Origin of the sequence: Streptomyces sp. A3M-1-3, from assembly GCF_024213665.1 — a bacterium.
GTDB lineage: Bacteria > Actinomycetota > Actinomycetes > Streptomycetales > Streptomycetaceae > Streptomyces.
This window is the reverse complement of sequence record NZ_JANAVP010000082.1, coordinates 1-1,000: the sequence shown is the minus strand read 5'-3', so window position 1 is coordinate 1,000 and position 1,000 is coordinate 1. Positions and strand designations below refer to the sequence as shown.

The window sequence follows — 1,000 nt, the reverse complement described above, 5'->3', positions numbered from 1 at the left end:
CTAGATGATCGATTCCAAGGGATCAGTGGTCATAAGCGGTCAGTGAGCGCAGGACGGGCTGTCCTGTGTGGTCGTTGTGCCAGATCGCGGCAGTCATCGCGAGGATTCGCTGCATGACACGGGCGACGACACCGCCAGGTGTGCGTCCTCGGTGCTGTTCGAGATCAAGTTGACCCTTGAAGGTCTCGTTGACCGACTCGATGACCTGCCGCAACGGCTTGAACAGGGGCGCTCCGGGCCGCTCCGGCTCGCCCTTGCGGGCTGGCCGCAGCAGCCGGATGTGCTGCTCGGCCAGCTCGTGCTCGAAGCCCCGTCCGAAGTAGTTCCTGTCGCCGATCAGCGTCTGGGCGGGCCGGTCGGCGACCAGGCCGGGTTCGGCAGCGAGGATGTCCAGCAGGGTCTCGCGCTCGTCGGCCTTGGCGCCGGTCAGGGCGAAGGCGACAGGCAGGCCCTGGAGGGTGCACACCAGGTGCAGCCGCAGGCCCCAGAAGAAGCGGCTGTGACTGGCGCAGTACCCGTACTCGGCCCATCCGGCCAGGTCGGAACGTTTGACGGTCTCGCGCGAACGGCCGCATTCCACCGGCGTGGAGTCCACGATCCACACGTCGTCGCTCCACACGGAGGTGTCGGTGGCCAGCAGCCGGGTGACACGCCGAAGCAGTCCGGCGCTCTTGCGCAGCCGCTTGTTGTAGCCGGGCTGCTTGGGCAGGTACGGGAAGAGATGCCGCAGGTGGGAACGGGCGTGGCGAAGCCACCTGGCCTCGGAGGTGAAGCCGAGCATGGCCTGCATCATCGCCAGTGTGACCAGCTCGGCGTCGGTGAGCTGCGGGGCGATCCCCACGGCCGGCCGCCATGGCGCGAGATTCGGAGACGCCTTCAGCAGGTCGTCGGTCTTCACATAGAGTGCGGTCGCGAGGGTGTCCAACTCTGTCTTCACACACTGACGTTGGACGCCCTCGTCTCATGCGCGCAACCCATCCCTTGGAATCGATCATCTAGT

General features: G+C 66.2%; 1 protein-coding gene. It reads right to left on the bottom strand.

The window, feature by feature from the left end; all coding sequences use genetic code 11:
- Positions 1-22: 22 nt before the first annotated feature.
- Complete coding sequence (locus NLX86_RS34250; protein ID WP_254375725.1) at positions 23-937, bottom strand: IS982 family transposase; 915 nt, start codon at positions 935-937, stop codon at positions 23-25.
- Positions 938-1,000 lie beyond the last annotated feature (63 nt).